The organism is Pseudomonas sp. Z4-20 (assembly GCF_051131955.1).
Taxonomy (GTDB): Bacteria; Pseudomonadota; Gammaproteobacteria; order Pseudomonadales; family Pseudomonadaceae; genus Aquipseudomonas; species Aquipseudomonas marvdashtae.
Genome location: NZ_CP071641.1, coordinates 143,049 through 167,604 on the forward strand (window position 1 = coordinate 143,049; position 24,556 = coordinate 167,604).

The 24,556-nt window shown below is 64.2% G+C and carries 19 protein-coding genes; 12 read left to right on the plus strand and 7 right to left on the minus strand.

What is annotated here, in order from left to right:
* Window positions 1-57 precede the first annotated feature (57 nt).
* The 11 genes from tssJ to tagQ all read left to right on the plus strand — a co-directional run bounded on the left by tssJ (window position 58) and on the right by tagQ (window position 15,855).
* A complete protein-coding gene (gene tssJ, locus J3P82_RS00665) occupies window positions 58-564 on the plus strand; it encodes a type VI secretion system lipoprotein TssJ (protein ID WP_186615156.1) in 507 nt (168 codons plus the stop codon).
* 15 nt (window positions 565-579) lie between these two features.
* Window positions 580-1,914 carry a type VI secretion system baseplate subunit TssK gene (tssK, locus tag J3P82_RS00670; protein WP_434559913.1) on the plus strand — a complete coding sequence of 445 codons (1,335 nt, stop codon included), beginning with the start codon at window positions 580-582 and terminating at the stop codon, window positions 1,912-1,914.
* 6 nt (window positions 1,915-1,920) lie between these two features.
* Window positions 1,921-3,231 carry a DotU family type VI secretion system protein gene (locus J3P82_RS00675; RefSeq protein WP_434559915.1) on the plus strand — a complete coding sequence of 437 codons (1,311 nt, stop codon included), beginning with the start codon at window positions 1,921-1,923 and terminating at the stop codon, window positions 3,229-3,231.
* Window positions 3,228-6,728: a type VI secretion system membrane subunit TssM gene (gene tssM, locus J3P82_RS00680; RefSeq protein ID WP_434559917.1), complete on the plus strand. Its 3,501-nt coding sequence runs from the start codon at window positions 3,228-3,230 to the stop codon at window positions 6,726-6,728. Before J3P82_RS00675 ends, tssM begins: the two co-directional genes overlap by 4 nt.
* The gene (tagF, locus tag J3P82_RS00685) at window positions 6,725-7,378 is read left to right on the plus strand and encodes a type VI secretion system-associated protein TagF (RefSeq protein ID WP_434559919.1); all 654 of its coding nucleotides are present in this window, start codon (window positions 6,725-6,727) and stop codon (window positions 7,376-7,378) included. The genes tssM and tagF overlap by 4 nt, the downstream gene beginning before the upstream one ends.
* Entirely contained in the window at window positions 7,379-8,110 is a 732-nt protein-coding gene (locus J3P82_RS00690) for a PP2C family protein-serine/threonine phosphatase (RefSeq protein WP_434559921.1), read from the plus strand.
* Window positions 8,107-11,196 (plus strand): serine/threonine-protein kinase, encoded by a 3,090-nt coding sequence (locus tag J3P82_RS00695; protein ID WP_434559923.1) that lies wholly within the window; start codon window positions 8,107-8,109, stop codon window positions 11,194-11,196. The genes J3P82_RS00690 and J3P82_RS00695 overlap by 4 nt, the downstream gene beginning before the upstream one ends.
* Window positions 11,196-11,912, plus strand: coding sequence for an ABC transporter ATP-binding protein (locus J3P82_RS00700; RefSeq protein WP_434563973.1), 717 nt, complete (start codon window positions 11,196-11,198; stop codon window positions 11,910-11,912). Before J3P82_RS00695 ends, J3P82_RS00700 begins: the two co-directional genes overlap by 1 nt.
* Window positions 11,912-13,108 (plus strand): ABC transporter permease, encoded by a 1,197-nt coding sequence (locus J3P82_RS00705; RefSeq protein WP_434559925.1) that lies wholly within the window; start codon window positions 11,912-11,914, stop codon window positions 13,106-13,108. Before J3P82_RS00700 ends, J3P82_RS00705 begins: the two co-directional genes overlap by 1 nt.
* On the plus strand, window positions 13,101-14,828 hold the full coding sequence (locus tag J3P82_RS00710; protein WP_434559927.1) for a formylglycine-generating enzyme family protein: 1,728 nt from the start codon (window positions 13,101-13,103) through the stop codon (window positions 14,826-14,828). Before J3P82_RS00705 ends, J3P82_RS00710 begins: the two co-directional genes overlap by 8 nt.
* Before the next feature lie 85 nt (window positions 14,829-14,913).
* Complete coding sequence (gene tagQ, locus J3P82_RS00715; protein WP_434559929.1) at window positions 14,914-15,855, plus strand: type VI secretion system-associated lipoprotein TagQ; 942 nt, start codon at window positions 14,914-14,916, stop codon at window positions 15,853-15,855.
* Between the two features lie 364 nt (window positions 15,856-16,219).
* Here tagQ and J3P82_RS00720 read toward each other — a convergent pair whose 3' ends face one another.
* Window positions 16,220-16,603, minus strand: a complete 384-nt coding sequence (locus tag J3P82_RS00720; protein ID WP_434559931.1) for a DUF6124 family protein — start codon at window positions 16,601-16,603, stop codon at window positions 16,220-16,222.
* Between the two features lie 460 nt (window positions 16,604-17,063).
* On the opposite strand from J3P82_RS00720, the gene J3P82_RS00725 reads away from it, so the two are divergent.
* Window positions 17,064-17,441, plus strand: a complete 378-nt coding sequence (locus J3P82_RS00725; protein WP_434559933.1) for a helicase — start codon at window positions 17,064-17,066, stop codon at window positions 17,439-17,441.
* 165 nt (window positions 17,442-17,606) lie between these two features.
* On the opposite strand, the gene J3P82_RS00730 is transcribed toward J3P82_RS00725, so the two are convergent.
* From J3P82_RS00730 to exbB, 6 genes are all read right to left on the minus strand, one after another.
* Complete coding sequence (locus J3P82_RS00730; RefSeq protein WP_434559935.1) at window positions 17,607-19,004, minus strand: HDOD domain-containing protein; 1,398 nt, start codon at window positions 19,002-19,004, stop codon at window positions 17,607-17,609.
* Window positions 19,005-19,083: 79 nt separating this feature from the next.
* Complete coding sequence (gene recG, locus J3P82_RS00735) at window positions 19,084-21,159, minus strand: ATP-dependent DNA helicase RecG (RefSeq protein WP_434559937.1); 2,076 nt, start codon at window positions 21,157-21,159, stop codon at window positions 19,084-19,086.
* A 9-nt stretch (window positions 21,160-21,168) separates the two neighbouring features.
* Complete coding sequence (locus J3P82_RS00740; protein ID WP_186615182.1) at window positions 21,169-22,089, minus strand: hydrogen peroxide-inducible genes activator; 921 nt, start codon at window positions 22,087-22,089, stop codon at window positions 21,169-21,171.
* A gap of 171 nt (window positions 22,090-22,260) precedes the next feature.
* A complete protein-coding gene (locus J3P82_RS00745) occupies window positions 22,261-23,016 on the minus strand; it encodes an energy transducer TonB family protein (RefSeq protein ID WP_305497900.1) in 756 nt (251 codons plus the stop codon).
* On the minus strand, window positions 23,013-23,441 hold the full coding sequence (exbD, locus tag J3P82_RS00750) for a TonB system transport protein ExbD (protein WP_305497902.1): 429 nt from the start codon (window positions 23,439-23,441) through the stop codon (window positions 23,013-23,015). Before exbD ends, J3P82_RS00745 begins: the two co-directional genes overlap by 4 nt.
* A gap of 6 nt (window positions 23,442-23,447) precedes the next feature.
* The gene (gene exbB, locus J3P82_RS00755; RefSeq protein ID WP_434559939.1) at window positions 23,448-24,425 is read right to left on the minus strand and encodes a tonB-system energizer ExbB; all 978 of its coding nucleotides are present in this window, start codon (window positions 24,423-24,425) and stop codon (window positions 23,448-23,450) included.
* Window positions 24,426-24,556 lie beyond the last annotated feature (131 nt).

The following is a 24,556-nucleotide window of genomic DNA, read 5'->3' on the forward strand; positions in this document are numbered from 1 at the left end:
CAAAACACTTTTCATAACGCACACAACGGATAGCTCAAACGTCATTGAGGACGCAGGATGATTCCCAGGTTTTTACTCGCCGTCGCCACAGCGCTGCTGCTGACGGCGTGCGCCAAGGATGCGGCCGCACCCGAGCCCGAAGAGGCCCAGGCCGATACCGCGGCGGTCGAGCTGCACTTTCACGCCATCTCCGGGCTCAACCCCGGCGCCACTGGCCAGCCGGCACCGGTCCGGGTGCGTATCTTCGAGCTCAAGAATGCCGCGACCTTCGGCCGTGCCGATTATTTCGCCTTGGCCGAACGGGCCCAGGCAACGCTGGGCACCGACCTGATCGACCAGGACGAAGTACTGATCCAGCCCAACCAACAGTTGAGCCTGCAACGCGACCTTGACCCGGCCACCCGTCACATCGGAATACTGGTGGGCTATCGCGAGCTGGACCAGTCGCTGTGGCGCACAGTGATGAATGTCCCGGCGCGCCAATACACCGAATACCAGATCAGCCTCGACGTGCGCGCCGTACGCAGCGCCGTCGTCGTCCCCCCATCCAGCCCTGCCCAATAAGCAATCGGAGCCCCCATGTCCTGGAACAATCGCGTGGTCTGGTCGGAAGGCATGTTCATTGGAACGCAGCACTTCCAGCAGCATGACCGTTACCTGGAAAACCTCATCGACGCTCGCAGCCGCCCGTTGACGGCAGGCGCCTGGGGTTTTTCCGAATTGCTGATCGACCAGGGCCTGTTGGCCCAGGGCAAGCTGGCGATCATTTCGGCACGCGGCCTGTTACCGGACGGCACCCCGTTCAACATTCCCCAGGATGACCTCGCGCCGACGCCACTGAATGTCGACGATAACCTGCGCGACGGCGTGGTGTACCTGGCCCTTCCGCTCAAGCGCGCCGGTGCCCGCGACACCGTCGATGAAGGCGAAGAGCTCGGCGCCGCCCGCTACGTGAGCCAGGTCTGCGAAGTGCGCGACGACAACGCACCGTTTGAAAACCGTGCGCCGGTGGCCGTGGGTTCCCGGGCGTTGCGCTTGTTGACCGAGCAGGACGGCCTCGGCGACTACGCGGCGGTGGGCGTGGTGCGCATCAAGGAAAAACGCGCCGACCGTGCCCTGGTGCTCGATGACACTTACATCCCACCGCTGCTGGATGTGACGGCTTCCAAGCTGCTGGCGGCGTTCCGCAGCGAATTGCTCGGCCTGCTGCACCAACGCGGCGAAGCCTTGGCCGGGCGCGTGGTGGCTTCCGGCGCCGGCGGTGCCTCGGAGATCGCCGATTTCATGCTGCTGCAACTGGTCAACCGTGCCCAGCCGTTGATTCAACACCTGAGCCAAGTGACGCCGCTGCACCCTGAGCGTTTCTACAGTGAACTGGTGAGCCTGGCCGGAGAGTTCTCGACCTTTACCGCGGCCGGGCGACGACCGCAGCAATACCCGCAATACCAGCACGACGACCTGGCGCTCAGCTACGCACCGGTGATGCAGGCCCTGCGCGAGGCCTTGTCGATGCTGATCGACAGCCGGGCCACGCCGATCCCGATCGTCGAGAAAGCCTACGGTATTCACGTGGCGATGCTGGCCGACAAGACCCTGCTCGACAGCGCCAGTTTCATCCTGGTGGTGCGCGCCGATGTGCCGGCCGAAACCTTGCGCGGCCGCTTTGGCCAGCAGAGCAAGGTCGGCTCGGTGGAACACATCCGCGACCTGGTCAACCTGCAACTGCCGGGCATCGGCCTGCTGCCGTTGCCGGTGGCGCCGCGTCAGCTTCCGTACCACGCCGGTTCCACCTACTACGAACTCGACCGGGGCAGCGATCACTGGCAACAGCTGAGCAACTCCGGCGGCTTTGCATTCCACATCGCCGGCCAGTTCCCGGGGCTGAACCTGGCTTTCTGGGCGATCCGAGGATAAACCGCGATGAGCAACGACGATCGTACCCAGTTCATGCCGACGCCCGGTGGCCGTGGCGCGGACCCTTTCCGCCCGGACCCGGGACGGGGGCAACCGGCACCCTCGCCGGCGCCGCTGTCGATGCCGGCCGCGCCTGTCCTGACCGGCAAGGCCCAGGGCCTCAACCCGCTGGAAAGCGCCGCCGGTCCGTTGCTGGCCCTGCTGACGCGCTTGCGCAGCACCATCGCCCACCCGGCGCCGGCCAGCCTGCGCGCACAGTTGCTGGCGTACCTGCGCCAATTCGAAGAGCGCGCCGAGGCCGCCGGCGTGGTGCGCAACGAGGTGTTGCTGGCCCGCTACGCCTTGTGCACCGCGCTGGACGAAGCGGTGTTGAGCACGCCTTGGGGCGGCGCCAGTGACTGGGGCAAGCAGAGCCTGTTGATCACCGTGCACAACGAAGCCTGGGGCGGCGAAAAAGTCTTCCAGTTGTTGGAGCATTGCCTGCAAAGCCCACGGGAACGTTTGTACCTGCTGGAGCTGTTGTACCTGTGCATGTGCCTGGGTTTCGAGGGGCGTTATCGGGTGATGAACGACGGCCGCAGCCAACTCGAAGCATTGCGTGAGCGCACCGCTGGCGTCATTCGCAGCGCCCGTGGCGACCACGAGCGCGAGCTGTCGCCGCATTGGCGCGGTGTCACCGTGGCCCGCGACCGCCTGGCGCAGTTCATGCCGCCGTGGATCGCCGTGGCCATTGGCGTCGCCCTGTTGCTGGCGTTGCTGTTCGGCCTGCGCATGAAACTGGCCTCCGACGCCGAACCGGTGTTCAAGAACATTCATTTCCTCGGTGAAATCCCGGTGCAGACCATCGACCGTCCCGTGGTGCAACCGAAAGTGATCGAACGGCCCCGCCTGGCTGGTTTCCTCGCCGATGAGATCAGGGCCGGTCGGATTGCCGTGGAAGACGCCGTCGACCGCTCGGTAGTGACCATCCGTGGCGACGAACTGTTCGCCTCGGGCAGCGCCAGCATCAAGGACGATTTCCAGCCGCTGATGCTGCGCATCGCCGACGCGGTGCGCAAGGTCAAGGGCCAGGTGTTGGTCACCGGCCACAGCGACAATCGGCCGATCGCCACGCTCCGGTTCCCGTCCAACTGGGCGTTGTCCGAAGCGCGGGCCAGGTCAGTGCTGGACATTCTTTCGGCCAAGACCGGCCAACCCGAGCGCTTCAACGCCGAAGGCCGCAGCGACACCGAGCCGCTGGCGTCCAACGCCACGACCGAGGGACGCGCGCGCAATCGACGGGTTGAAATCACAGTGTTGGCGGAGGGGGTCGAGTGAAGGCGTTTTTCAGTTTCCTGACCCGTTGGGTCATTCCGTTGCTGGGCCTGGTCGCCCTGAGCCTGATCATCTGGTTCGTCGGTCCGCTGCTCGATTGGCTGGTGCCCGAAGGCCGCCGCTGGGCGCTGATCATCCTGGTGTTCGCGGTATGGATCGCCTTCCGCGTGTTCCGTATTATCCAGGCTCGTCGGCAGGCCGCCGAAGTCATGCGCAGCCTGGCCGAGCAAACCCCTCCGGACCCGACCAGCGTCGCCACCGCCGAAGAACTCGAAACCCTGCGCCAGCGCATGGACGAAGCCTTGGCGTTGCTCAAGAAAGCCAAGCTGGGCGGCGACGAGCGTCGCAACCTTTATGAGTTGCCGTGGTACGTGATCATCGGTCCGCCGGGTTCGGGCAAGACCACCGCGCTGGTCAATTCCGGGCTGCATTTCCCGCTGGCCGCGCAACTGGGCGCCGGTTCGGTGCGTGGTGTTGGCGGCACACGCAATTGCGATTGGTGGTTTACCGACCAGGCCGTGCTGCTCGATACTGCCGGCCGCTACACCACACAGGACAGCGACGCGACGGTCGACAAAGCCGCGTGGCTGGGCTTCCTCGGCCTGCTGAAAAAACAACGGGCACGGCGCCCGATCGATGGGGCGTTCATCGCCATCAGCCTGTCGGATCTGCTACTGGGCAGCGACGCCGAACGCGCCGCCCACGCCGCGGCGATCCGCCTGCGCATCCAGGAGTTGTACACCCAGTTGGGCGTGCGCTTCCCGGTCTACCTGATGCTCACCAAGCTCGACCTGGTGCCGGGTTTCATGGAGTACTTCGATAACCTGAGCAAGGAAGAGCGCGCCCAGGTCTGGGGCATGACCTTCGCCCTGGACGATGGCAAGAGCAACGACAACCCGCTGGCACACCTGCAAAGCGAATTCGTCCTGCTCGAACAGCGCCTTAACGACCGCCTGGTGGAACGCTTGCAACAGGAACGCGACCCGGCGCGGCGCGACTTGATCTACGGTTTCCCACAGCAGTTCGGCGCCCTGAAAGATTGCCTGCAAAGCTTCCTCGATGGCGTGTTCAAGCCCAACGCCTTTGAAGAGCGCGTATTGCTGCGCGGTGTGTACTTCACCAGCGGCACCCAGGAAGGCAGCCCGATCGATCGCCTGATCGGTTCCATGGCCCAGAGCATGAACCTGGACCGCCAGCACCTGGCGCGCCAGACCGGCACCGGGCGCAGCTACTTCATCGAAAAACTCTTCACCGCCGTGGCCTTCGCCGAGCGCGGGCTGGTGGGCGTCGACCCGAAAGTCGAGCGTCGGCGCAAATGGATCGCCCGAGGCGTGTTGGCCTCCACCGTCGTGCTGGTGCTGGTGGTCAGCACCTTGTGGTGGGTCAGCTATCGCGCCAACCAGGCCTACATCGCCCAAGTCGACCAGAAAGTCGCGCCGCTGGGCCAGACCGTGCAGAACCTCAGCCCGGCCCAGCGCGACGTGCTCGCCGTGTTGCCGCTGCTCAACGCTGTAAAGCATCTGGCTGACGACGCCCCGGACTGGGCTGAAGGCCTGGGTTTGTATCAGGGCGACATGCTCGAAGCCGAGTCCGGCAGCGTCTACCGCAAGCTGCTGATCGCGGTGTTCGCGCCACGGCTGCTGACGCGCATCGAAGAGCAACTGCACAGCGGCGGCAATTCGGATTTCCTCTACGAAGGCTTGAAGGCCTACCTGATGCTTGCCGACAACGAGCATTACGACGCCGACTTCATCAAAGCCTGGATCGCCCTGGACTGGGACCGCAGCCTGCCGCGCGATCTGCCAGCCGAGCAGCGCCTGGCCTTGGCCGGGCATTTGCAGGCGTTGTTCGAGCGGCGCCCGCCAACCGCGCGCCTGGACCCGCGCCTGATCGAAGACCTGCGCCGCCAGTTGCAGCAACTGCCGGTGGCCCAACGCGTCTACGACCGCATCAAGCGCCAGAACCTGCCCGAAAGCATCCCGGACTTCCGTATCAACGAAGCCGCCGGCCGTGACGCCGCGCTGGTGTTCAGCCGCAAGAGTGGCAAGCCGCTGGGCGAGCCGTTGAGCGGGTTCTTCACCGTCAAGGGCTACCGCCAGGGCTTCTTGCTCACCAGCCTGAGCCAGACCGGCACCTTGGCCGAAGAGCAATGGGTGCTGGGCCACGAACAGGCTGATCAACAGAACGTCGCCAGCCTTGCGGCCGATGTGCGTCGCCTGTACTTCCAGGACTATCAGCGTCAATGGGACGCCTTGCTGGCCGACATCGACTTCGTGCCGATCACCAGCGTGGCCCAGGCTGCCGACGTGCTGCGGGTGATTTCCGGCCCGACCTCGCCATTGAAAAAGCTGCTGGTGGCGGTGGCGAAGGAAACTGATCTGCAACAGGACGAACGCCTGTTGGCCGCCCAAGGCGTGCCAGCGAGTGACGGCGTGGACAAGCTCAAGGAACGCCTGGGCAGCTTGCTCGGCCAGGAGCAGGCGACACAAAACGCACCGGCGACCAGCGATGACCCGATCACCGCACACTTTGCCGAGCTCAACAGCATCGTCAGCAAAAACGAAGGCGAACCGGCGGCCATCGATGGCTTGCTGGCGGACATGAACGCCCTGTACGTGCAGGTTAGCGCCATGGTCGGTGCCAGCGGCGACGCCTTGCTCGGCGAAGCCAAGAACCAGGCAAGCGCCGCCGCCACCCGCGTCAGCCTCAACGCCGAACGCCAGCCGCCGCTGGTGCAGGGCCTGGTCAAGTCGGTGGTCAACTCCACCACCAACACCATGATGGGCGGCGTGCGCAATCAACTGAATGCGGCGTGGACCAGCGAAGTGGTGAACATCTATCGCCAGTCCCTGGCCGGACGCTATCCGATGTCGCCAGGCAGCGCGCGGGACGCGACCCTGGATGACTTCGGCCAGTTCTTCGGCGTTGGCGGAGTGATGGACAACTACTTCCGCAAGTACCTGCAACCCTACGTCGACACCTCGACCCAGACCTGGCGCTGGCAGCCCGGCGCAGCGCAGAAGCTCGGCATCGCCCCCGGCGTGCTGCAGACCTTCCAGCGCGCGGCGACCATTCGCGATGCGTTCTTCCGTTCCGGCGGCACCCAGCCGATGGTGCGTTTCGAGCTGAAACCAGTGGCGATGGACTCAACCATCACCCAATTCCTGCTCGACCTCGACGGCCAGCAGTTGAGCTACGACCACGGCCCGAGCCGACCGACCGCCATGCAGTGGCCGAACCCCGGCAGCATCGGCGTGGTGCGGATCTCGATCATGCCGCCTTCATCCAGCGGTCGTTCCGGCATTACTTTGGATGGACCGTGGGCCTGGTTCCGCCTGCTGGAGCAGTCGGACCTGACTGCCGGCAATTCGCCGGACCGCTTCAACTTGCGGCTGCGGGTCGATGGCGCCAGCGCCTCTTATGAGCTACGGGCCAACAGCGCTTTCAACCCGTTCAAGAGCCGGGTGCTCAGTGGCTTCAGCCTGCCGGAGCGTCTATGAGTACTCCGGGTTTCTATGGAAAGCTGGCCAGCCGCGGGGATTTTGTCAGCCGCGGCTTGCCCCAGAGCTTTGTCGGCCCGTGGGATTCGTGGCTGGCGGCGGGTTTGCTCGCCAGCCAGGCCAGCCTCGGCGAGCGCTGGCTGGATGCCTACCTTGTCAGTCCGCTGTGGCGCTTCATGGTCGCCCCCGGCGTGTGCGGGCCGGACGCCGCCGCTGGTGTGGTGATGCCGAGCATCGACCGGGTCGGGCGCTATTTTCCGCTGACCGTCGCGGTGTTGCTCGACTCGGAGGCGGACCCGGCCTCGGTGGTCGGTGGCGCTGACGACTGGTTCGAGCGGGTCGAGAATTTGCTGCTGAGCACGTTGAGCGTGGAGGCCAGTTTCGAAGCGTTCAACGAACAGCTGGACACCCTCGGCAGCCCGATATGCCAGCCGCGCACGCCGAGCAGCCGCTTCGCCAGCCTGCATCGCTTCGATGCCACCGACCCGCAGCAGCGGATGAGTGCTTTGGCCGAGTCGGCCTGCGAAGGCGTCAGCCTCTGGTGGGGCCAGGGTTCGGAACGCATCGCGCCCGGTTTGATGCGGTGCCAGGGATTGCCGGCCGCCGCCGATTTTGCGCAATTTTTGCTCGGCCAAGAAGGTGTTGTGTAGATGCGTCCAAGTGCTGGAAAAGCCTTCAAATCAGCAAGCAAGAGCCACGTCGGCATGGTCCGCCAGGTCAACGAAGACGCCTGCCTCGACCTGCCGGAAAACGGCCTGTGGGTGGTCGCCGACGGCATGGGCGGGCACGCGGCGGGCGACTACGTCAGCAGCCTGATCGTCGACAGCCTGCGGGGCATCGCCGTGGGTCGTTCCCTGGACGAATACGTCGTGGCGCTGCAAAGCGATCTGCTGCGGGTCAACGCCGCCGTGCGTGAAGAAACCGCCAACCGTGGCGTGACCATGATGGGCAGCACCGTGGTGGTACTGGCCGCCCGCGACCTGCGTGGCATGTGCCTGTGGGCCGGTGACAGCCGCCTGTATCGCCTGCGCGACGGCGTGCTCGAAGGCATTTCCAGGGACCACAGCTACGTCCAGGACTTGCAGGACAGTGGCCTGCTCAGCGAAGCCGAGGCGCGTGTGCATCCACGGTCCAACATTGTCACCCGCGCCATTGGCGTCGAAGGGCAACTGAACCTGGCGATGACCGAGTTGCTGCTGGTGCCCGGCGACAGCTACCTGTTGTGCAGCGACGGCTTGACCAAGACCGTCGAAGACGAAGAAATCCGCGAAGTGCTGAGCCACGACGAGCCCGGCGAAATTGCCAGCAGCCTGGTGTCCCTGGGCTTGATGCGCGGCGCGCCGGACAACATCACCGTGGTCGTTGTGAAGGTGCCGTCATGAGCTTGACCCTGAACATTGTCATCCCCGGCTACGACATTGAAGGGCCGATCGGCGAAGGCGCGATGGCCAGTGTCTACCTGGCGACCCAGCGTTCACTGGAGCGCAAGGTGGCATTGAAAGTCATGGCCGCGGCGCTGGCGGCCGACCCGACCTTCTGCGAGCGCTTCTTGCGCGAGGGCAAGACCCTGGCGCGCTTGTCTCACCCACACACCGTCACCATCCATGACATCGGCAACGTCGGTGAGTTGTACTACATGGCGATGGAGTACCTGCCCAACGGCACGCTCAAGGAACGCATCGCCGCGGGCCTGACGCCGGAGCAGGGCTTGACCTACATCCGCCAGATCGCTTCGGCCCTGGGCTATGCCCACGGTTTGGGCTTGGTGCACCGTGACGTCAAACCGGCCAACATCCTGTTCCGCGCCGATGGCACGGCGGTGCTCTCGGACTTCGGCATCGCCAAGTCGCTGGACGACCGCACCCAGTTCACCCAGGCCGGTTTTGCCGTCGGTACGCCCAGCTACATGAGTCCGGAACAAGCCCGCGGCCAAGACATCGACGGCCGCGCCGACCTGTATGCGCTGGGCGTGGTGCTCTACGAAATCCTCGTCGGCAAGCTGCCGTACACCGGCAACGACGCGCTGTCCACGGCCCTGGCCCACCTGACCGAACCGCTGCCGGAATTGCCGGTGCACCACGGTCGTTATCAGGACGTATTGCGCAAGTTGCTGGCGAAGGACCCGGCGGAGCGATTCCCGGATGCGACGGCGTTGTTGCGGGCGTTGGATAACCTGCCTGAGGCATCGGCGCAAGCGACGCTGATCCGGCCGTTGTCGTGGCAACTGCCGACCACGCTGCCCCCGGTGGATGACTTGGCGGGCTTGACGCCGATGTCCATCGACATTCCCAGTGGCCCGGCGGACTCACAACCGCAGCCTCAACCGCAGTCCAAACCCGTTCCGCCGCCGATAAAACCGCCGCTTCAATCCTCGGTCTCGGAGCAACGCAAGGGGCCGGTGTTCGCCCTCGCCGCCGTGGCGGTGGCCGTGGCGCTGGCGCTGGGTGGCGCCGGTTACTGGTGGTTGTCCGGCGATGATGGGAAACAAATAAAGACGCCGGTTGTGTCCACGCCGCCCGTCAACAAAACCCCTGAGAAAAAGCCCGAAGCGCCGCCGGCCAAGCCCCCCGTGGCGCCGCCGGTAAACCCGCCCGTAGCGACCGAGGCCGATGGCGGCCAGCGTCCGCTGTTGATGGCCGGCAAGAAAACCCTGTTCCAGCGCGTGCTCAGCAAACCGGGGGCCAAGCTCGCCGTCGAACCGGGCGCCGCGCCGGGCAAGGCATTGCCGGCGTTTTCGGTGCTGTACGTCTATCAGCGCAAGGACGTGGATGGCGGCGCGTGGGTACGGGTCGGCGCGGCCACCGACGGACGCAGCGATGGCTGGTTGCCCGCCGCCCAGGTCAGCGACTGGAAGCAGAGCCTGGTGCTCAAGTTCACCGAGCGCTCCGGTCGTGCGCCGGTGATGTTCCTGCGTCAGCCTGGCGAAGTCGAGAAATTGCTGGCCAATCCGGCAGCCGCCAAGAACGCGCTGCTCAAGGCCCAGCAAAACCCCCAGGACAACCAGCAAGTGCTGGCCCTGGAGCCGACCGCCAGCGCCGTGCCGCAGAACCAGTTCTACCTGTTGCCGATCTTCGATTCACGCGAGAGCTTCGACGATAACGGCCAGCCGGTGCAGCTGCTGAACGTGGCCTCCATCGACCCCGGCAGCGCCCCCAAAGCCGCGACCAACACGCCGATCACAACTGCCAACGCCGACGCGTTCCGTACCGCCGTGGTGCTGGTGGTGGACACCACCGTGTCCATGCAGCCTTACATCGATCAGGTCCGCGATGTGGTGCACCAACTGCAAACCCGCATCGGTGAACGTGGCGAGCTCGATAGCGTCAGCTTCGCCATGGTGGGGTTTCGCAGCAGCACCCAGAAAACCCCCGGCCTGGAATACGTCGCCAAGACCTTGATCACCCTGGAACAGGGCCGCGACCCGCAACGGTTCCTGGAAATGGCGCGGCAGGTCAAGGCCTCCACCGTGTCGAGTCATTCGTTCAACGAAGATGCGTTCGCCGGCGTCATGGAAGCGGTGGAGGGCATGGACTGGTCCGGTTACGGCGGGCGCTTGATCCTGCTGGTCACCGACGCCGGTGCGCTGCGCAAGAACGACCCGTTTGCCGCCACGCAAATGAACGAGGCCGAAGTACGTCAGGCGGCGTTGGGCAAGCAGATCAAGATCTACGCCCTGCACCTGCTCAGCGACGCCGGCAAGAAAACCCATGGCGGCGCCCAGGCTCAGTACCGGACGCTGACCGCCGATGCGAACCCGCAGATTGGCGACTTGTACATCCCGGTGCCGGGCGCCGATGTGCGCAAGTTTGGCGAACGGGTCGACGAAATCGGCTCGGTGTTCGCCGACCTCGTGCACCAGGTGCGCAGCAACAAGCCGCAAAGCGTGCCGCTGCTGAGCGCCGCGCCGAGCCTGGCCGACAAATCGGCGGCGGTCGGCTACGCCATGCATATGGATTTTCTCGGGCGCAAAAGCGCCAGCCAGGCGCCGCAACTGGTCAGCGCCTGGACCGCCGACCGCGACCTGACCAACCCAGCGCTACCGGCGTTCCAGGTCTGCGTGATGCTGACCAAGCTGCAACTCAACGATTTGCAGCAATCGCTGAAGCTGATCGTCGACGCGGCCCGCAAGACCCAGAGCTCACCCAAGGATTTCTTCCAGGAAATCGCCAGCGCCAGTGCCTACATGAGCCGCGACCCATCGGCCCTGCGCAAGGGCGGCAACCTGGCCACCGGCGGCATCCTCGGCGAGTACCTGGAAGGGCTGCCGTACCGCAGCAAATCGCTGAACATGACCCAGGACCTGTGGCTGTCCCTGAGCGTGGCCGAGCAGGAAGATTTCATTGACGAGCTGGAGTCCAAGATCCGTCTCTACGAAACCTTCCACAACGACCTCGCCAACTGGGTGCGTTTCGGCGATGCCGAGCCGGGCGATGCCTTGTACCGCGTTCCGTTGTCGACGCTGCCGTGATGCTGAACCTGAGCGCAGTGCACAAAAGCCGGGGCGCCGGCAGCCAGCGCTACAGCCTGGTGATTCCACGGCTGCAATTGCGCGGCGGTGAACAACTGGCGGTGGTCGGCCCCAGCGGGTGTGGCAAGAGCACGTTGCTCGATCTACTGGCACTGGTGCTGGCGCCGGATCAGGCCGCTCAGTTCGACTTCACGCCCGCCAAAGCGCCGCTGGACATCGCCAAACTGTGGCGTACGTCGCAACAGGACACCTTGGCCGAGCTGCGCAGTCGTCACCTGGGCTATGTTCTGCAAACCGGTGGCCTGTTGGGCTTCCTGGACGTACGCGGGAACATCGAGTTGTCGCGAAAACTGCTGGGTTTGAAGGATGACGGCAGCGTGAAGCGCCTGGCCGGACAATTGGACATTGCCGATCAACTGGACAAGAAACCGGCGGACCTTTCCGTCGGCCAGCGCCAGCGGGTCAGTTGCGCCCGTGCCTTGGCCCACGGGCCGCGCCTGCTGCTGGCGGATGAGCCGACCGCCGCGCTGGATCCGCTGAATGCCGAGCGCGTCATGCAATTGCTGGTGACCCAGGCCCGCGAACACGGCGTGGCCTGCGTGGTCGCCACTCACGACGAGGCGCTGGCCCGCGCCAGCGGCTTGCAGGTGCGGCGCATCAGTTGCCGTCGCGACACGGACGGCGGCGTCACCGCCACCCTCGGGGAGGCTTGCTGATGCGCGGCGCGCTGGTGGCTTCCCTGGCCTGGCAGGATTACCGCAACGACGCCTGGCTGTCGGCCTGTTCGGTGCTGGCGCTGGTGGCTGTGGTGGCGCCGCTGCTGGTGTTGTTCGGCCTCAAGTTCGGCCTGGTCAGCAGCCTGACCGAACGCTTGCAGAACGACCCGGCCACCCGGGAAATCATCCCCTTGGGTGGTGGTCGCTTCAGTGCCGGTTTCGTCGAGCAGTTGGGGCAGCGCAGCGATGTCGCGTTCGCCTTGCCGCGCACCCGGCAGATCGCCGCCACGGCGGATCTGAGCGGTGCGGCGTCGGCCGTCACGGTCGAGATGATCCCCACCGCCGCCGGCGATCCTTTGCTCGATCAGCTGCCGTTGCCCCAAGGGTTGGACCAAGTGGTGCTCAGCCAGACCGCCGCGGAAAAACTCGGTGCCAAGGCCGGCGATTGGTTGCAGGCCAGCTTCGGTCGGCAAGTGGCCGGTCGCAGCGAGGCGCAGCGCACGCGGGTGCAGGTTCTGCACGTGTTGCCGCTGGAGGCCTTCGCCCGGGATGGTTTGTTCGCGCCACTGGCCTTGCTGGAGGCGGCCGAGGATTACCGCGACGGCCGCTCCGTGCCCGCGTTCGGCTGGCCGGGTGAGGCAGTAGGCGAGGCGGGGCAACGGGTGTACCCGGCGTTTCGCTTGTACGCCCGCAGCCTCGGTGATGTCGAACCGCTGCGCCAGTTCTTCGCCGGGCAGGATCTGTTGGTATCGACCCAGGCCCAGACCATCGCACAAGTGCAATCGTTGAGCCGCAACCTGTCGATCGTGTTCTGGATCATCGCCGGGTTGGCGTTGGCCGGCGCCTTCGCGGCCATTTTTGCCGGCGCCCTGGCGGCGGTCGAGCGCAAGCGTCGGGAGTTGTCGGTGTTGCGCTTGCTGGGTGTGTCGACGGTGGCGCTGTTGTTGTTCGTGGTGTTGCAGGCGCTCTACAGCGCCACGTTTGCGGCCCTGTTGAGTGCCGGCCTGTATGGCCTGGCGCAGTCGGGCCTGAACTATTTATTTGCGCAGATGCCCGGCGAATACGCCAGTCATCTGCTGGTGCGTCATTACACTTTGGCCCTGGTGGCCGTGCTCGGCATCAGCGCCGTCGCGGCGGCTTGCGGTGGCTGGCGGGTGGCGCGCATCCAGGCGTCTGAAGGAATTCGCGATGTATAAGTTACTGTGCGCCGCCGTGGCGCTGAGCCTGGCCGGTTCAGTCTGGGCTGATGAAGGCACGGACAAACTGGACAACCCCAAGCCGTTGCCCGACGACGTCAGCCTACCGCTGCCGTGCGAGGGGCAGATGGTGTTCCGCTACGTCTACATTCTTGCCCAAGGCACTTTGGACGACCGCGAGATCAGCCTCGGCTACCCGTTCAGCGAGGGCGAGGCGGGCTACCAACAGTCGTTCATTTCGGGTTACCGGCGCGACTTCATCAACGGCCAGTTCACCCTCAAGGACTTGCCCAAGGACTGGAACAAGACCATCACGCCGTTGATGCCCAAGACCGACGCCAAGACGCCGCTCAAGCCGATGTTGTATTTCATCGGCAAGTACGAAGTCACCGCCCGGCAATACGCCCAAGTCATGGCCCAGGCCCAGTCGCTGGCCAGCGGCGAACCGGCGCCGGCCTGCGAGGCGCTGCTGGCCGAGCTGCCCCAGGGCATGGCCGGGCGCTTGCCCAAGGTCAAGCTGTCGAAGTTCGAGGCCGAGCGCTTCTCGGCGGTGTACAGCGCGTGGCTGATGAAATACCACAAGGACTTGCTGCCAGTGAGCGGTCGCGGCAGCTCCGCCGAAGATGGCGGGCTGGGTTTCGTGCGCCTGCCCACCGAGGTGGAATGGGAATTCGCCGCCCGTGGCGGCCACGCCGTCAGCCGTCAGGACCTGGAAGGACGCTTGTTCCCCCGGCGCCTGGAAGGCAGCGAAAGCGAAGGGCCGCTGGCCGACTGGGCAGTATTCAACCAAGTCGCCGGTGGCACCGGCCAGGCAGCGCGACTGATGCCCGTCGGCACCAAGTTGCCGAACCCCATCGGTTTGTTCGACGTGGTGGGCAACGCCGCTGAAATGGTCCAGGAATCCTTTCAATTGGTGCACGCTGGTCGCCGCCAGGGCGCCTATGGCGGCTTCGTGGTCAAGGGCGGCAATTACCTGGAAGGCGAGGGCACGCTGTTCACCGGCATGCGCCGCGAGTACCCGTTGTTCGCCGCCGATGGCACCGAGCAAAGCAACGAAACCACCGGCTTTCGCGTGGCCGTCGGGGCGTTGTCGGCGCCGCGTTCGCGCTACAAGGAACTGTTCGCCCAGTGGCAGAAAGAGGGGCGGCTCGCGTCGCTGACCGACGCCATCGATGACGCCGATGACCCGACCAAGCGCCTGGACAGCATCATTGCCGCCAGCGCCGACCCACGCTTGCAAGCCGAGCTCGGGCTGGTCAACGAAGAACTCAAGCGCAACGTCTCGCTGATCGCCCAGCAGCGCGAGGAAGCGGCGGGCAACCTGATCCAGTCTTCGGCCCTGGTGGCCGAGACCATCAACAACTACAACATTCGCCTGACCAATCTGCAGAACAGTCGGCAGGCCGCCTTGGACGCCAAGGACGAGGCCAGCGCCACGCTGTTCGCCACCGCCATCGACAATGGCCGCAGCGCGCTGGACGGTGCGGTGGCGATCTACATCGACAACCTGGCAACCGGCACGCGCTACACCGATGCCGTGATCCAGGCGCAGTTCCAGCGCATCAAGCAAGAGCTGGAGCGCAAGCCGGTACTGGGCAAGAGCCTGGTGGCGCGTGCAACGTTATTCGTTCGTCATGTCGGGGATTATCGTCAGCAAAAACGAGCCGACCCGGCGGCGATATTGAAGCAATTGCTCGCATCGAGTGCTCAGCGGTCTTGAGTGTTCGTTGTCAGCGAGCTTGGAAGGGACTCAGGCGGCGATGGGGCTGTGCTGAGCTGGTCAAAACTTAAACGAGAACACAACTATGCTTTTCTCCCGTAAACCTTTTGCTTCGGTTTCCAAGCGTCACTTGCTGATGGTCGCTGTCGGCTTCAGCACCGTACTGACCGGTTGCGCCACGTCGCCGACGTCCAAGGTCGCCTCGAGCACCAAGGTCGAGTACTACCCGAACTGCTACGAGCCGGTGCAGCACTTGCGCTCCACCGAAGGCAGCATGACCAAGTCGGTCGTCACCGGCGCAGCCGTTGGCGCTGTTGGCGGTGCACTGCTGGGCGCCCTGACTGCCGACAAGGAAGATCGTGGTCGCAACGCCGCCATCGGTGCCGCGGGCGGCGCATTGGCCGGTGGCGCCGCCGGTTACTACACCGAGCGCCAGAAGCAGATCGCCGATGACAACATGCGCATCGCCTCTTACGCTGCCGACGTCAACAAAAGCGCTTCGGACATCGACCGCAGCACCGCCTACGCCAGGACCTCGCAACAGTGCTACCAGAACGCGTTCAGCAAACTGGTTGCCGATCGCAAGGCCAAGACCGTCAACGATACTGAGGGCCGCAAGCGCCTGGCGGAAATCGTCGCTGGCTTGAAAGAGTCCAACGACCTGATCGTCGCGGTGAATGGCAAAGCCGCCGAAGACCTGAACAATTACACCCAGGCCTACGAGAAAGACCTGCAGCAAGTGGGTGTGCAGCGTACTGACGTGGTGACCGTGGCCACTGCCGACACCACGCCGGTCGTGGCTCAGACCAGCACCAAGACCAAAAAAATCGTGAAGCCGGCGAAGAAGCCACCGGTGCTGCCAACCGTGCCGAAAGAAGCGGTCGCCACCGAGAAGACCCTGCAGACCGCCAAGGCCAAGCAGGCTGAAAGCAAGCAGGTTGCCAGTGCTGGTACCACTCAGGTCAATAGCATGTGCAAAAACCCGGACCTGGGTGATTGGGCACCGGTGCCTTGCCCGAATGTTTGATTGAGTGCATATCCATTGCTGCGGTGATGGCGGCTGGCGGTTACGCCCTTACGGCGTGTCACTTTTGGCAGACGCCCCAAAAGTAACCAAAAGGTCTTGCCCCACCACTCGGCACCTCGCCTAGGCTCGGTGTGCCCGAACGCAGGCATTGCTCCATGGGCCGCCGCGAAGGGTCATCCATGACCCAGCGCGGCTATCCCGGCATCCATGCCGGGATGCCCACTGCGCAATACCTGCGTTCGGCCAGCGTGGTTAACGGGGCGCCGAGATCAACGTCCACCGCGAGGCGGCCTTATAACCGACCTGTGTCTCTTGTCATACCTCGATCCAATTGCGGGGGTTGCCCCCGAAGGCGTCGCAAGCACTATCCCTCGGCGCCAGGCGCCACTGTTTCCCTTGTCTCCAGATGATCCAACGCCCCCTCAACCAACAACTGAACCCCATCGGCCATGCGGCTGATCGCCAGGGCGACGCAGCGGCGTGAGTCGTCGATGTCGTCGGCCAGGTCGGCGGCGATGGTGCTGATGGACAGCAGGTCTTCGGAGGCGTTGGCGAGCAGGGTTTCGGTGTCGATGTGCGGGGAGACGATGAAGAGCTGGTCTTTGTCCGGTTCCGGCGGCGGGGCGGGCTGGGGTTTTAGGTAGTAGTCGAGGGCGCGGTTGGTGGCGTCTTCGAGGCGTTTTTCTTCGAGTTTTTCGACGCGGGATTTGTGTTCGTTTTGCGGGGGATTCGGAGTTGCTTTGAACATAGTGAAAATTCCTGGAAGTGGAGCCGGCACCCTCCGATTGCACGTCGAAAAATGGGTGGCAGCTGTACGTAGGTGTGCAAGACCGGTCCAGGAACCCGGCAGACCCGAAGGTCTCCCACGCGCAGCCGCCATAACAGTCGGCGAGCATAGAAAAATGCTCGGCGAATAGCCATAACGAATACGCTCCTAGATCGGACTTGCACGTCCGTATCACCGTTTTTGCGATGACGAACAGAGGTTAGCGGCGCTCGAAAGCGCTGCCTAGTTCATGAACAGCCCGGCGTTTTGAAGGAAATGTCCGAGGAACTTGAAGGCCAACGAATGCCACTTCTAAACGTGACTTGGCAGTCATCATGCGCAAAATAAGGCCTATCTCCCGCTAACCTGATTCGATGATGGCGTTCCGCTGGGGAATCGCTAAACTGCGCCAGCCGTTCATTTTTCTCACGAGGCTGTGCCGATGAAATTTCGTTTTCTGCTGTGGATGCTGGGGTTGTTGATGGGCAAGGCCAGCCGGACCAATCCGGCGTTCCAGCAGCAGTTGGGCGACAAGGAATTGGTGTTCCAGCTGCAAACCCAGGACGGCAAGGTCGCTCGGCATTTCACCGTGAAGAACCAGCGCATCACCAGCCAGTCCGGTGTTTACCCGACGCCAGCCTTCGCCATCGCCTTTAAGAACGCTGCCTACGGCTTTGCCACGATGCAGGCGAAGAACAAGCAGTTGGCGTTCATGACCGGGATCCAGGACAAGTCGATCCAGATCAAAGGCAACCCGGCGCTGGTGATCTGGTTTCAGGGGCTGATGAAGTATTTGAAGCCGAGGAAGCCTAAAGCCTAGTGGATGATTGTGGCGAGGGGATTTATCCCCGCTGGGCTGCGAAGCAGCCCTAAAACCTGGCTTCTCGGTTGTGCAGGCTTACCGCAGTAGCCTTTTTGGGCCTGCTGCGCAGTCCAGCGGGGATAAATCCCCTCGCCACAAAAGCTCAACTGCCTGCGCCAGCAATCAATGGCTGAACTGCGAAGCCAGTTCCCGCAGCAGCGTTTCAGCCTCAAGCACCTTGCTGACCACGTCGTTGGCCTTTTCCCGGGTCAGCCCCACGCGTTCGAGCAGGGCGTCGGGGATGTCTTCATCCGGGCCGGAGCCGATGCTGCGTGAGCGCAGCAGCCGCACGGCCAGGCAGACGAGGTTCGGGTAGGCGGCGTATTCGCCGTCGTAGTGGGGGTCGTGCTGGAAGCGCAGGGCGGTGGCCAGTTCGTCGGGCATGTCCCAGTAGCGCATCAGCCAGGCGCCGATCTGCTCGCGACTGATACCCAGCAGGTGTTGTTCCACGTAGCTGTGGCACAGGTGCGGGTTGACCTCCAGGTGTCGGCAGATCAGTGAGAAATGCGGCGGGAACACGTGGGCCAGCAGCAGATAACCAAAGTTGTGCAGCAGGCCCGACAGGTAGGTCAGGCCGCCTTCGGGGCGCTGTGCGCGGGGCATGGCGCGGGTCAGGCCTTCGATGACGGCGGCGGTGTAGATCGACTGCTGCCAGTACGGCGTGGTGTGTTGCGGGTGGTCCTTGGGCAGGCTCAGGGTTTTGCCCAGGGCCAGGCCCAGCGCCAGGTTGATGACCAGGTCGAAGCCCAGCACCCGGACGATGGCGTCTTCCACTGAGCGAATCTTGCCCGGCGAGGCGTAGTACGGCGACGCGGCCCAGCTCACTACCTGTGCGGCCAGGGCCGGATCGGTTTCCACCACGCCAGTGATGTCATCAATGGTCGCGTCGGGGTCGACGCGCAGCTTGATGATTTTCTGCGCGGTTTCGGCCAGCGGCGGAATCTCGATGGTTTCTTCGAGGCGTTGCTGGATACGCCGCGCGGTAAACGCCTGCACGGCCAGGGTGATTTCCTTGCGGTCGTCGTCCGGGCGGTCCAGGTTTGGCGTGATATTGCTCAAGGGCTCGCCGAAGGTCGCGGCGCTGGCCTTGGTGAGCATAGTCCTGAAGGCTTCGCTGGTGACCTCCAGCAGCAACCCCGGCTCGCCCGAGTTGATCAGCAGCTTGGGCTCGCGCAGCAGGCCTTCTTCGTACAGGCAAGGGGAACTGGTCAGCGCCGGCAGGCCGGGCAGCAGGCTGAGGTTGTGCTTGCCGAGCATGCGTTCCAGGCGTTCGGTCGGCACCGCCGTGAGTTTACGACCGGTAAGCTCGGCCAGCCGGTTGAGGTCCAGCAACTGGTTTTGCGGAAACAGCACCATGAGCGCGCCCACGGCATCGTGCAACAGCACGGCCTGCACTTTGCGAGCGGGGTTGAGGCCCGGTCGCTCGAGGACTTCGTCAAAGGCGATGCCCAATTTCTCGAGCAATTGCCGAATAACAGACGGAGCGTGCGGAGCTTCGGGGACGAGGGCAGCTTCAGTCATGGTCTGTATCCGTTTTCCTACAAGTTGGTCAGTATAACCAGCTTGTCCAGCGGGCGCGTCCAGAAAACTGAGCGCGTGCTCACACTTGGCCGTATTGCTGTCCGTGACGCAGCCAGCGGTCCAGCAACGGGCTGACGTGGTCGGGCCAGCGTTCGAGCAATGCCTGGGCGGCGTCGCGTACTGCCGGGAGCAGATCGGCGTCGCGCATCAGGTCGGCCACTTTGAATTGAAGCAGACCCGTCTGGCGCGTGCCGAGCATTTCACCGGGGCCGCGCAATTCAAGGTCTTTCTCCGCGATGACAAAACCGTCATTGGTTTCGCGCATGATCCCCAGCCGCTGGCGACCGATCTGTGACAGCGGCGGGTGGTACAACAGAACGCAATGGCTGGCGGCGCTGCCCCGGCCAACCCGGCCACGCAGCTGATGCAGCTGCGCCAGGCCCAGGCGCTCGGGGTTCTCAATGATCATCAGGCTGGCATTGGGCACATCGACGCCAACCTCGATCACCGTCGTGGCGACCAGCAATTGCAGGGCTCCGGCTTTGAATTCGGCCATGACCGCGGCTTTTTCGGCGGGTTTCATGCGACCGTGGATCAGCCCGACCTTCAACTCGCCGAGGGCGGCAGTGAGGTCTTCGTAAGTGGTTTCGGCCGCCTGGCAGGTCAGCTCTTCCGACTCTTCGATCAACGTGCACACCCAATAGGCCTGCCGCCCTTCGGCGCAAGCGCCGCGCACGCGTTCGATCACTTCGCCCCGGCGGGTGTCGGTGACCAGCACGGTGTTGACTGGCGTGCGGCCTGGGGGCAATTCATCGAGGATCGAGGTGTCGAGGTCGGCGTAGGCGCTCATCGCCAATGTCCGGGGAATTGGCGTGGCGGTCATGATCAGTTGGTGCGGGCACATCCGCCCGCCCACGCCTTTCTGCCGCAGGGCCAGTCGCTGCTGGACACCGAAGCGGTGCTGTTCATCGATGATCACCAGGGCCAGGTTCTTGAACTGCACTTCATCCTGGAACAAGGCGTGGGTGCCGACCACCATCGGCGCGCCTGCGGCGATCTGCGCCAGGGCGGCGACGCGGTTCTTGCCCTTGAGTTTGCCGGCCAGCCAGGCGACTTCGATGCCCAGCGGTTCGAGCCAGCGCTGGAAGGTGATGAAGTGTTGTTCGGCCAGGATCTCGGTGGGCGCCATCAACGCTACTTGATAGCCCGCCTCTAGCGCTTGCAGCGCGGCGAGAGCGGCGACCACGGTCTTGCCGGCGCCAACGTCGCCCTGGATCAACCGCAGCATCGGCTCGGGCTGGCTGAGGTCGTAGGCGATTTCGTTGCCGACCCTTTGCTGGGCGCCGGTGGGGGCAAAACCAAGGTTGGCGAGATAGCGGTCCGGCAGTTTCGTCGCCTTGGGCATGGCCGGGGCGCGCAGCGAGCGCAGGCTTTCGCGCAGGCGTTGCTGGGACAGTTGATGGGTCAGCAGTTCTTCGAAGGCGAGGCGATGCTGGGCCCAGTGATGCCCGAGGGCGAGTTCTTCGACGTCGGCATCGGCGGGCGGGTGATGCAGATAGCGAATCGCATCGGCCAGCGGCGCCAATTGGTAGTCCCTCGCCAGTTCCTTGGGCAACCAGTCGGGCAGGCTGGTGGGGCCGAGCAGGGTCAGGGTTTGTTGGCAGAGCTGGCGCAGGCGTTGTTGGGTCAGGCCTTCGGTGAGCGGGTAGACCGGCGTCAGGGTTTCGGCCACGGGCGGTGGTTCGTCACCGCTGATGGCGCGGTATTCCGGGTGATAGATCTCCAGCCCGGAGGCACCGGGCCGCGCCTCACCGTAGCAGCGCACGCGGGTGCCACGCTTGAGGCCTTCCTTTTGCGCGTTGCTGAAATGATAGAAGCGCAGGCTGAGCCCGCCGGTGCCGTCCTGCAGGCGCACCACCAGGCTGCGCCGTCGGCCCATGACCACGTCGGCGCCGCTGACGGTGCCTTCCACCACCGCATCCTGCCCCGGCCGCAAATGACCGATGGGCACCACGCGGGTGCGATCCTGATAACGCAGCGGCAGATGAAACAGCACGTCCTGAAGGGTTTCCAGGCCGACCTTGGCCAATTTCTCGGCCATGGCCTCACCAACACCCTTGAGCGTCGTGACCGGCACTTTCGACAGCTCAGTCATGGCAGCGGCTTACTTGGCGGCGGGCGGCTTGGCCACGGAACACAGGCGGATCGAATCGGCGAGGATCTCGATGGCCTTGGGTCGCGGGAAGCTGGCGCGCCAGGCGATGGCAACGGTGCGGAACGGCACGGGCGCCGTCAGTGGACGCACTTCGATCACGCCTGGAGCGTAGTGATGGCTGTCTACCGCGGACAGCGGCAGGATCGAAATGCCCAGCCCCGAGGCGACCATGTGGCGAATGGTTTCCAGGGAGCTGGACTCCACCGTGGTGTGCTTGGCGCCTTCGCTGCCCTTGGTCAGGGTCGGGCAGGCTTCGAGCACCTGGTCGCGGAAGCAGTGGCCTTCACCCAGCAACAGCAGGCTCTTGTCGTTGAGCAGGGCGGCGTCGATGGTTTTTTTCTGAGTCCACGGATGTTGCGCTGGCATCAAGACATAGAACGGCTCGTCGTAGAGCGGCAGGGTCAGGACATCGGCTTCGTTGAACGGCAGGGCGATGATGATGGCGTCCAGCTCGCCGTTGCGCAGCTTGTCGCGCAGCACATGGGTAAAGTTTTCTTCGATGTACAACGGCATCTGCGGGGCGACCCGGTGCAGTTGCGGAATCAGGTGCGGGAACAGGTACGGCCCGACGGTGTAGATCGCGCCGACCTTCAACGGGGCGGTCAGTTGGTTCTTGCCGGCCTGGGCCAGTTCGCGAATGCCCTGGGCCTGCTCCAGCACTTTCTGCGCCTGGGCAACGATGCCTTCGCCGACCGGCGTGAGGCGCACCGCGCTTTTGCTGCGCTCGAAAATAAGCACACCGAGCTCGTCTTCAAGCTTTTTCACGCCCACCGAAAGCGTCGGTTGGCTGACATGGCAACGCTCGGCCGCATGGCCGAAATGTTGCTCTTGGGCGAGGGTCACGATGTAGCGTAATTCTGTGAGGGTCATGGCGAGCGTCCGTGAAGTTGCGAGCCAAGCATACCGGCTGCAATCGATAGACGCACGTTATCAGACTGCGGGCGCGGTGTGACACTGGCGAATGTGAGTTGGGTCGTTGCCGGATATGAAAAAGGCACCTTTCGGTGCCTTTGTTTTCATGTGGCGGGGCGTGTCTGGAACTCAGCGCCGGCGCTTGTCGATGGAATAGAGGAACGGTGCCGTCAGTTCCACCGTGCCGTTGCTCAACAGGTCGGCCGGTGGCTTGGGCAGCGGCTGGGCGCGACGGATCATTTCCAGGGTGGCCCGGTCCAGATCGGCATTGCCTGACTTGCCCACCAGTTCGAACGACACCACGTTGCCTTCGGCATCCACCACGAACCGCAGGCGGTTCATGCCTTCCTTGCCACGTGCCTGGGCGCTGGCCGGGTACTTCTTGTACTTGCCCAGGTGCGCGAGCAGCGTGCCTTGCCAACTGGCCTTGGCCGCCATCTGTGCGGGGGACGGACCAGGAGCCGGTTGCGCTGACTTCTCGGTCGGTGCCTGGGTTGGCTGTGTGTCGGCGGGCTTTTGCTCCGACGGCGTTTCCTTCGGCGGCTCCGGCTTTTTCTCCACTGGCTTGGGCTTGGGCGGTTGTGGCTTGGGCTTGGGCTTGACCGGTTTGGGCACGGCGATTTCCGCCTTCGGTGCTTCGGCCAGTTTAGGCAGCGGCAATTCTTCGACCGGCTCGGGAGGTTGCGGCGGTGTGACGACTTTCGGTGGCGCAGGCGGTGGTGGCGCAGGAACTGGCGCCAGTTCGACCATCATTGCCTGGGGGGGCAATTCGATGGGCGCACGTGTCGTCCAGTTCAGCGCCAGCGCGATGGCAAGCGCATGCACGCCTAGCACCACGGCCAGGCTACCGCTGTAACGCGTCAGCTTTTGGCGCGTCGTGATCATTTCTTCGGCGCCGTCTCGAGTCCGACCAGGCCGACTTTCAAGTAGCCGGCACCGCGCAGGGCGTCCATCACACTCATCAGGTCGCCGTAATCCACGCCTTTGTCGGCCTGGAAGAAAATCGTCGTGTCTTTCTTGCCCTGGGTCTTGGCGTCCAGGGTCGCGCCGAGGCTGTCGACCTTGATTTCCTCTTCGCCCAGGAACAGGCGCTGGTCGGCCTTGACGCTCAAGAACACCGGTTTCTCAGGGCGTGGCGACGGCTTGGCCGTCGACGCGGGGAGATCAACCTTGATGTCCACGGTGGCGAGCGGGGCGGCCACCATGAAGATGATCAACAGCACCAGCATCACGTCGATGAACGGCGTGACGTTGATTTCGTGGTTCTCGGCCAGATCGTCGTCTGCGCCTTCTTTCAAATGCAGGCCCATGGCCGATTACCCCACTTTCACCATGTGCGGTTGCGCGCCGCGCTCGGGCGGCAGGTGATCCAGATCGCGGCTGACCAGCAGCAGGACTTCGGCCGAAGCGTCGGACACTTGCGCCTTGTAGCCAGCGATGGAACGGGCGAAAACGTTGTAGATGACCACGGCCGGGATTGCCGCGACCAAGCCCAGCGCCGTTGCCAGCAGGGCTTCGGCGATGCCGGGGGCTACGACGGCGAGGTTGGTGGTCTGGGTCTTGGCGATGCCGATGAAGCTGTTCATGATCCCCCAGACGGTGCCGAACAGGCCGACAAACGGTGCGGTGGAGCCGATGGTGGCGAGCACGCCGGTGCCGCTGCTCATGTTGCGACCGCAGGCGGCGACCAGGCGCTCGAGGCGGAAGCTCACGCGTTCCTTGATGCCTTCTTTCTCGCGGCTGTTGGCCGACAGGCGCATCTCTTCGAGCGCGTCGTGCACCAGCAGGTTGGCGAGGGTGCCTTCCTTCGCAGCGGTGGCGCTGGCTTCCTTGAGGGTGGTGGCTTTTTTCAGCGCAGCGATTTCACCCCGCAGGCGACGCTTGGCGCCCAGCAGCTCGAAGCCTTTGGCGATCCAGATGGTCCAGGTGATGATCGAGGCGATGGCCAGGCCGATCATTACGGCTTTGACGATGATGTCGGCATTCTTGTACATGCCCCAAGGCGACAGGTCGTGGGCCATGCCCAAGGTGTTATCGGCTTCGAGCACTTGAGGGGCGTCTGCGGCGCTGGCTTCCACGGCCTGGGTCGGGTCGCTGGCTGCTGGCGTCGCTACGGGAGCGGCAGCGTCGGTCGGCGCCTGGGTAGCGGCTGGCCCCGTGGCGGGAGCGGTGGCCGGCGTTTGCGCATCGGCAAAAGCGCCGGGCGCCAACAGCAGGCTAAGCAGCAAGGCCGCCGTGGCGCTCCAGGCGCGAGGGCGGTTGGTTGGCGAAGCGGAGAAGAGTGAGCGTGTCATGCTGGCCGGACCTGAGAAAAAAAGAAGGTTGATGTTCTTCCAGGCCTCGTGAGGCCGAGAACAAAAGTGGCACGCATTATTGCAAGTAATTCTTGTTAACAAAAGTAATACAGTAACTTTTTTTCTCACAT

Coding starts and splice junctions, on each gene's coding strand:
- J3P82_RS00690 (WP_434559921.1), top strand. CDS start 7,379: ATGCGTCCAAGTGCTGGAAAAGCCTTCAAATCAGCAAGCAAGAGCCAC.
- J3P82_RS00675 (WP_434559915.1), top strand. CDS start 1,921: ATGAGCAACGACGATCGTACCCAGTTCATGCCGACGCCCGGTGGCCGT.
- J3P82_RS00720 (WP_434559931.1), bottom strand. CDS start 16,603: ATGTTCAAAGCAACTCCGAATCCCCCGCAAAACGAACACAAATCCCGC.
- J3P82_RS00725 (WP_434559933.1), top strand. CDS start 17,064: ATGAAATTTCGTTTTCTGCTGTGGATGCTGGGGTTGTTGATGGGCAAG.
- J3P82_RS00710 (WP_434559927.1), top strand. CDS start 13,101: ATGTATAAGTTACTGTGCGCCGCCGTGGCGCTGAGCCTGGCCGGTTCA.
- tssK (WP_434559913.1), top strand. CDS start 580: ATGTCCTGGAACAATCGCGTGGTCTGGTCGGAAGGCATGTTCATTGGA.
- J3P82_RS00730 (WP_434559935.1), bottom strand. CDS start 19,004: ATGACTGAAGCTGCCCTCGTCCCCGAAGCTCCGCACGCTCCGTCTGTT.
- J3P82_RS00740 (WP_186615182.1), bottom strand. CDS start 22,089: ATGACCCTCACAGAATTACGCTACATCGTGACCCTCGCCCAAGAGCAA.
- J3P82_RS00745 (WP_305497900.1), bottom strand. CDS start 23,016: ATGATCACGACGCGCCAAAAGCTGACGCGTTACAGCGGTAGCCTGGCC.
- exbB (WP_434559939.1), bottom strand. CDS start 24,425: ATGACACGCTCACTCTTCTCCGCTTCGCCAACCAACCGCCCTCGCGCC.
- exbD (WP_305497902.1), bottom strand. CDS start 23,441: ATGGGCCTGCATTTGAAAGAAGGCGCAGACGACGATCTGGCCGAGAAC.
- J3P82_RS00705 (WP_434559925.1), top strand. CDS start 11,912: ATGCGCGGCGCGCTGGTGGCTTCCCTGGCCTGGCAGGATTACCGCAAC.
- tagF (WP_434559919.1), top strand. CDS start 6,725: ATGAGTACTCCGGGTTTCTATGGAAAGCTGGCCAGCCGCGGGGATTTT.
- tssJ (WP_186615156.1), top strand. CDS start 58: ATGATTCCCAGGTTTTTACTCGCCGTCGCCACAGCGCTGCTGCTGACG.
- tagQ (WP_434559929.1), top strand. CDS start 14,914: ATGCTTTTCTCCCGTAAACCTTTTGCTTCGGTTTCCAAGCGTCACTTG.
- recG (WP_434559937.1), bottom strand. CDS start 21,159: ATGACTGAGCTGTCGAAAGTGCCGGTCACGACGCTCAAGGGTGTTGGT.
- J3P82_RS00695 (WP_434559923.1), top strand. CDS start 8,107: ATGAGCTTGACCCTGAACATTGTCATCCCCGGCTACGACATTGAAGGG.
- J3P82_RS00700 (WP_434563973.1), top strand. CDS start 11,196: ATGCTGAACCTGAGCGCAGTGCACAAAAGCCGGGGCGCCGGCAGCCAG.